The sequence below is a fragment of the Spirosoma sp. 48-14 genome, assembly GCF_001898575.1.
Taxonomy (GTDB): domain Bacteria; phylum Bacteroidota; class Bacteroidia; order Cytophagales; family Spirosomataceae; genus Spirosoma.
Genome location: NZ_MKUD01000086.1, coordinates 243,100 through 249,796 on the forward strand (window position 1 = coordinate 243,100; position 6,697 = coordinate 249,796).

Annotated in this window: 8 protein-coding genes; 4 read left to right on the forward strand and 4 right to left on the reverse strand. The window is 37.5% G+C overall.

Annotation, left to right across the window (positions count from 1 at the left end):
* Positions 1 to 80 precede the first annotated feature (80 nt).
* Positions 81 to 746, reverse strand: a complete 666-nt coding sequence (locus tag BGO59_RS34730) for a transposase (protein WP_293692023.1) — start codon at positions 744 to 746, stop codon at positions 81 to 83.
* 20 nt (positions 747 to 766) lie between these two features.
* Between BGO59_RS34730 and BGO59_RS34735 the strand changes: the two genes are divergently transcribed.
* The 4 genes from BGO59_RS34735 to BGO59_RS34750 all read left to right on the forward strand — a co-directional run bounded on the left by BGO59_RS34735 (position 767) and on the right by BGO59_RS34750 (position 5,036).
* A complete protein-coding gene (locus BGO59_RS34735; RefSeq protein WP_293692025.1) occupies positions 767 to 1,039 on the forward strand; it encodes a hypothetical protein in 273 nt (90 codons plus the stop codon).
* Positions 1,040 to 1,633: 594 nt separating this feature from the next.
* A complete protein-coding gene (locus BGO59_RS34740) occupies positions 1,634 to 2,665 on the forward strand; it encodes an IS110 family transposase (RefSeq protein WP_293692208.1) in 1,032 nt (343 codons plus the stop codon).
* Positions 2,666 to 3,250: 585 nt separating this feature from the next.
* Positions 3,251 to 3,721 (forward strand): hypothetical protein, encoded by a 471-nt coding sequence (locus tag BGO59_RS34745; RefSeq protein ID WP_293692027.1) that lies wholly within the window; start codon positions 3,251 to 3,253, stop codon positions 3,719 to 3,721.
* A 10-nt stretch (positions 3,722 to 3,731) separates the two neighbouring features.
* A complete protein-coding gene (locus tag BGO59_RS34750; RefSeq protein ID WP_293692029.1) occupies positions 3,732 to 5,036 on the forward strand; it encodes a hypothetical protein in 1,305 nt (434 codons plus the stop codon).
* Here the strand turns inward: BGO59_RS34750 and BGO59_RS34755 are convergent, their stop codons facing one another.
* From BGO59_RS34755 to BGO59_RS34765, 3 genes are all read right to left on the reverse strand, one after another.
* Positions 5,037 to 5,579, reverse strand: coding sequence for a hypothetical protein (locus BGO59_RS34755; RefSeq protein WP_293692031.1), 543 nt, complete (start codon positions 5,577 to 5,579; stop codon positions 5,037 to 5,039).
* 43 nt (positions 5,580 to 5,622) lie between these two features.
* Positions 5,623 to 5,877: a hypothetical protein gene (locus tag BGO59_RS34760; protein ID WP_293692033.1), complete on the reverse strand. Its 255-nt coding sequence runs from the start codon at positions 5,875 to 5,877 to the stop codon at positions 5,623 to 5,625.
* Positions 5,878 to 6,050: 173 nt separating this feature from the next.
* On the reverse strand, positions 6,051 to 6,697 hold a 647-nt coding region (locus BGO59_RS34765), incomplete at its 5' end, for a type IV secretory system conjugative DNA transfer family protein (RefSeq protein ID WP_293692035.1).

The following is a 6,697-nucleotide window of genomic DNA, read 5'->3' on the forward strand; positions in this document are numbered from 1 at the left end:
ATTAAAGTAAATCCATCAGACATCTTCCCTAAGCTGTGCATTTTATTTAATACTTAAAGTAACGTGAACTATGAGATCATTCAGGCTGCTAGAACCCAATCCGGTTCAGCTGCCTTCAGCAAATGGTCGCCTAAGTTGATACTTACCACGGGCTTATGCTCATAGAACGAGTAAGCGATCAGGCTGGCGTAAATGTTGACAAACGCATTGGTGGTTGAGCGATGGCGACTATGCTCCAAATCGCATACCGACTTGCTCTGCCCAATAACGGTTTCGATCAGATTCCGCTTTTGGGCCCATTTCTTAGCCGCCACAGGCCAGTCGACCACCTGCTTAGGCTTGCGGGGTTTAGCCGCCCAAATCAGTTGACCTTCTCGTTCTAGAAACGCTTGCTTTTCTGGGTTAAGCAGATACCCCTTGTCGCCGAAAACCCAGCCAATCAGATCTTTGGTGAGTGAAAAAAGCACTTTAGGATGGGCATCATGAGTACTCCCACCAGTGATACGCACCTGGATCAACTCGCCTAAGTTATTGATAACCAGATGGAGTTTTAGGCCAAAGAACCAGCCCGTCGAGGTCTTGCCCCAACCCGCAAAGCCTTTTAGAGTCCGATGTTGATGAGCCCGTTTGGGATGAGAAGCCTGCAGCGAATCTACTTCAATCCTTTTACTATTATAGACCCTATTTTGCCCCCTCTGACAATCTGGTATTGATGTAATTAATCGATGAACAATATTTGTTAACACTCCAATACCGGTACCGTAAAATGACGATGTTTTTACGTGAAACAGCGCATTTGATTAATTATAAGCGAGTACAGCGATTGATGCAGACAATGGGCAAAGGGGCCATCTATCCTAAACCGAATACTTCCCAAGCGGCTGTAGGCCAACAGATTTATCCCCACTTATTGCGAAGGCTAATGATTAATCGGGTGCATCAGATGTGGGCCACTGACATCAGCTATGTACCCATGCCTGATGGATACATGTATTTAACGGCGGTGAAGCACTATGTAGTGGTTGGGTTAGATCTCTAACATGATGGAAGCTGATTGTTGCAGTCAGTTGGTAAAGAAGGCCTTGGTCAGCTCTCCTACTCCATCCATTTTTAACACTGATCAGGGGAGTCAGTTTACCTCAGATACATTCACATCCATCTCGCAGGGTGCTAATATTCGGATCTCGATGGGTGGAAAAGGGTTAACCTTAGATAATATTTTCATTGAACGTCTTTGGCGCATGGCAAAATATGAACGGTCCGTCGTACATATCTTTGTTTTAGGTTGATTACATCAGAAAAAGTACAATTTTTGAGTACGACTTGACAAGGCTAGTCAGCACCCTGAGTTCCGCCGTTAGTACGTCCAACCGATACTGTGCCGCTGGTTGCTCTGGCTAGCTTGTCTTTTCCCTGTAGCTTCAACAGTACCTATAGACGTAGCCAATGGCCACGATCTGGCATGCATGTGCAAAGGCGGGAAAAGGCGGTCGGTCAACCTATTCATGCTTTATTCCCTTTTCTATGCCACTGCTACGCTATTGTGTTGGACTAGACCGCACCGGCGGCCCGGATCAGTAAAGAGTCGCTTCAAGTCTGTCTGTCGGTAATCGACACCGATGGCCGAGTCGTCATCAAAGGGTCGACTAAGGTAGCCAACAAACCGGTTGCTTTTGCTCAGTTAGAGCACTGGGTTAGTAAGCATCGCAAAGCGGACGGCTTCCCACTGCGCTACGTGATGGAGTCGACTGGTGTCTATCATGAGGCTGTAGCCTGGCACCTCTATCAAACAGATCAGTCGGTCTGTATTCTATTGCCTAACAAGGCAAAACATTACCTGAAAAGCTTAGGCTACAAGTCTAAGAATGATAAAATTGATGCTCAGGGGTTGGCTCGAATGGGGCTCGAACAACAACTTACTCTGTGGAAGCCTTTATCCAAGAACATCTACAGCTTACGCTTGCTAACCCGACAGCATCAGCGGCTTCAGGAATGGAAAACTCAGTGCCGTAACCAGCAACATGCCTTGGATTACAGCGCAATAGGCGATGATTTTATCACAAAGCAGAATGCCAAATTGCTTGCTGTCTATGATCAACAGCTAGAATCTTTAGAGACAGCCATTCACCAACTCATTGAGCAGGATGCTATTCTGAAAGAACAGGTCGAACGCTTGACCGCTATCAAGGGGTTAGCACTTCTATCGGTAGCAGTTTTGATTGCTGAAACCAATGGCTTTGAGGGGTTCACGAACCAACGACAATTAGTGAGTTATGCAGGCTATGACGTAGTCGAAAATCAGTCGGGCAACCGATCAGGCAAAACTAAAATCTCGAAAAAGGGCAATAGTCGTATTCGCCGTATTCTTCACTTACCGGCTTTCAATGCGGTTCGCTTCGGGGAACCTACCTGTCAGGCCCTTTATGAGCGGGTCTATCAAAAGACCAACACCAAGATGAAGGCCTATGTGGCTGTGCAAAAGAAGTTACTCTTATTAGCGTATGCGTTGTGGCGTCATCAGACGAAATATGACCCAATGCATTCGGTTCAGGCAGAAACTGAATCTTTACTGCCCAGAATGGCTGATCAGGATAGCAAAAAAATAGTCCCAACTAGCGGGACTACACGGGATCAATCCACCGTGGCGGAGTTGTCCTTTGGATAGATCAAAGATATTGAAAAAATCCTAACGCAAAATTTGTTTTTCACGACAGTACCAGCGGCATCTTTATTTGTATGCCTATGCAGATGGCTGGTAATTCGAAAAAGGCTTGAGTAAGTTATTTATATTTTTCAAACAGCGCCGGTATCATCAAGGCCTATCTTATCGCACACCTGAGCAAATTTTCAGATCAACCGAATAAGAAAAGCAAATGGAAGAATCAATCAACTAACAACTTCATTATCACGCTGGCTGGTACAGGTCTAGAGGTTCACTGTACCCCCTCCGATTTAAGTCACATTGATAAATCTACTTTGCTAAGCCTTTTACACTTACCATACACCTACTAATTGCTATCTGAAAGCTTGTGAATAAGTCTGTAAATTCTTCAGCCATTGTCGAAGGCTATCATACTTTCTGCATTTTTAAATATACACCATAAGTGTGACAGAATTTTATTTCGTATGATTAGATTATTTTTTGATATTTCAAAATTTTAACAGATTTTTTGGATTTATAAAAAATTTTGTATTGTTATTTGAAATATTAAAATTTTGTATTTTTTTTGTTAAAAAATTTAAATAAATCATGAGTAAACAGAGGACCTTCAATGAAGGAGAGCCATATGATCATCTGAATAAGTGCCTTTCTACTGTATTAGCACTTAATAATTCACACCGTGATATTTTGAAAAAAGGCTTAGCTGAGTCTTGTGCATGCTTACATACATTTAGTGGACAAATACCTAATCCACAAGATGAAACTGTTCGAAGCGCAGAGGATATAAGCCGGGGGGTAAACACTAGCATAAAAAGTTTATTATCATTTCGAATGGTTTTGACAACAAGTATGGCTAGAGAGTACGTTTCGTTTTTACAGAATAAAGAAGTAACAAAAAGTGAATTCGAAAACATGGTTAATAAAAGAAGGCATAAAGACAAATTTGGCTTTGAGCCGACTGTTGGAGAACATAACGCAAATTGCTATACTTACGCTGCTATTTTTCAACTTTGGGAAGTAGAGCCTATGGAAATGCCGAGTATAGATTTCACTCTTTAGTTGAACTACTATGCGCATAACTAATATATTTAGCTCAACATCAGCAATAAGAGATTATAATTTGGAATTATTTGTTGGGAGAAACGATAAATTAAAATATGGATTAGTCAATATAAATAAATCAGGTGCAATTGTAGGGGTTTTTGGTGAAAGAGGGATAGGAAAGTCTTCTTATGTATGGCAACTATTAAATTTATTGTCAGGCAATAAAGATGTTGCTTCTATCTTCAATATAGATATCGATGGTGAAAAAGAGAAAATATGTTTCTATATAGAATGCACTAAGCGTGTAAAAAATCTTGAAGACTTATTATTAGAATTTATATTTAGAAAGCACAATGAAAAGGCTACTTATTCTCATATAAGTCTAAATAAAATTTTTAGAAACCTAATCCAAAGCATTAATAACACTGGAATAAAAACACAGTTAGAGTATGATCTAAATTATGCAGAAGCCAAAATTAAAGATAACGAAAAAAATGAAATAGACGCCATTAGGCTTTTTTTAGATTTAACTGATTTTTTAACAAAAACTCTACAAAAAGATTTAGTATTTGCAATTGATGAAGTAGAAGTAGTTGAAGATTTTACAGGTATAGGAGACTTTTTGAAGAAAGAACAACGTAATAAAGATTTTTTAGAACCAAAAGTGAAATATATTTTCTCAGGTTTACCAAAGGCAATTGAAAAATTGAGAGAAGATAATGACTCTGCAGTCCGTAAGATAATACCGATTCCACTTGATAGACTTAATAAAAGCGATATATTTGAATTATTTCGTAATGCGGTCAGGACAATTACAAATATTTATATTGATTTTACCGATCAGTTTATTGAAAAATGCTTTGATTTTTCTGATGGTTATCCTCCCCTTGTTCAGTCATTTGGTGAATATGTTATTGATTCATTCAACCTAGGATATATAAATATGGAGGAATCCATCATAAATTATATTGATGAAAATATATTTTCTGTAATTGTCAAAATGGTAGCTGATAATCAAAAGACTTTAAATGCTGATGAATTTAGTAAGATAAGAAAAAAGATAAATACTATTGGAAAAGTTTCTATTATAAATAATTGTATTAAGCACACAGGGTACTTTAACATAGATACTGTGACTTATAATGAAGAAAATAACGTTAGAAGAAGAATTAATAATTCAATAAGAGATATCAATTCTTTGATTGATGAAAATGTTCTAGAATATGTAGAAGGTAGTAGTAAACTGTTGAGATTTGTTTCTCCGAGGTTTCGATTTATATTAAAATATGGCGATTATACTGGTAATAGCCTTACATATGAGAACGTTTGATTATATTCCAATTATTTTTTGAAATTCAGCGACAATTGCCTGATTTATAGAATCAATGCCTCTCAATGTGTTGATTCTATCAACATTATTACTTGTTTTTATCAGGCTGAAAGTTTCTATATAGAAATTAATTAGTGATTCTATCTTTTTATTTATATTCTCTGAAAAATATATTTTTTTCAAATTGAACAATTGAGCCAATTCCCTCTTTTGCTCAAATATTTCTTGTAATAAATTTTGTGCATCTATAGTTTGATAATCATTACTATTTATCAAATAAGAAAATTTATTTTGAAGATTCGCTATTATTAAATATAGTTGCTCAACAGCTTTTACTTGTTCACTGTATATCCGTGTATACTGGAGCTTATATAACTCAAGCTCTTTACTTAATTTATTTTGAAATTCAGCTTTTTCTTTTTCAAAATATTTAGCAATATATTTTTCAGCTATAATTTTAGATATATAAGAGATTATGCCAACGGAAATTAAGCTTAAACCAAGCACTTTATAGACAATTTGAACAGCATCCTCGATATTCATAAAAATATTTTTTGAAATTTTGATTTACTATGACAAGTAATGATTAAGGGGGTCTTTTGCTATTTTTTATATATCCTTTGCTCCATTTTAAGGATTCAACAACATCGCCTAAACATTCCTTAAACACTGCTTCAAATATAACAACTTTAATTTCTTCAGATACTCCTTTGTCTATATTTTTGTTTAAATCATTTGCGAAATTACTAATGCCTTCTAAAAGAAGTTTTCTAAAATTAAATGATTCAGTATTTCTTTCAATTTTCTGACTATCACTAAGATCTTCAAGCTTCTGAGACATAATAACCTCTGATGTTGACTACGTTAAAAATAATATAATTATTTTTAACGTAGTCAATAAAATAATTATGTGTGAAATATGATATTAAATAGTTCCTTTTTTTTAGGGTCGATATTAATATTGAAAAGATGGATATGAATATTATATAGTCCCTTTTGTTAATTAATTCAAGACTATAGATAAGGGTTATAGCCAGCTTTGATTTGTAACTCAGAAATTTGATAATAAGGACGCTTAGGAAATACAGTCGCTGGATTACCCCCAAAAAATGCAAAGATGTTTTCTGCTGATCCACGACGTACTTCATCTGGCGTGACTAGTGGCCTCTGATTGGCATTAGTGTCCTGTACGCCAAACCAGCTTCGCGTTGTAATGACATGAGAGGTTTGGCCAATAGCCGCACTTACATAGTTCGCCGTAAAATTATCGTTGATCGTAAAGAACTGTCGGATTGCTGTATTGGCTGTGAAGGTCTCCCAGTTCTCACCATACAATCCCTGCAACTGAATGAGCGATTGTAAGATCGGCCAGACTGTGATCTCAAATCCCGCATAGGTGCTTAAAGCCGTCTCGATTTCAGGTAAATAACCCAAAGCTGCAAATTCGTCGAGTAAAAAAGTTACACGCTTATTGGGATTCCTAACAACGGCTCGAAGTGTCGTCGTTGCCATGAGTCGCAGCCACCGCGCATGGCTTTGCAACTTGTCGGCGGGAATAATGATATAGAGTGCCGTATCGCCATCGGATAAGGTGGCTGGATCATAGCCAGAGCGTAACGCTTTTTGTAATGAGGGACTTTTGAGAAAATCGGTGGCTTGTA

Coding starts and splice junctions, on each gene's coding strand:
- BGO59_RS34735 (WP_293692025.1), top strand. CDS start 767: ATGACGATGTTTTTACGTGAAACAGCGCATTTGATTAATTATAAGCGA.
- BGO59_RS34745 (WP_293692027.1), top strand. CDS start 3,251: ATGAGTAAACAGAGGACCTTCAATGAAGGAGAGCCATATGATCATCTG.
- BGO59_RS34750 (WP_293692029.1), top strand. CDS start 3,732: ATGCGCATAACTAATATATTTAGCTCAACATCAGCAATAAGAGATTAT.
- BGO59_RS34755 (WP_293692031.1), bottom strand. CDS start 5,579: ATGAATATCGAGGATGCTGTTCAAATTGTCTATAAAGTGCTTGGTTTA.
- BGO59_RS34760 (WP_293692033.1), bottom strand. CDS start 5,877: ATGTCTCAGAAGCTTGAAGATCTTAGTGATAGTCAGAAAATTGAAAGA.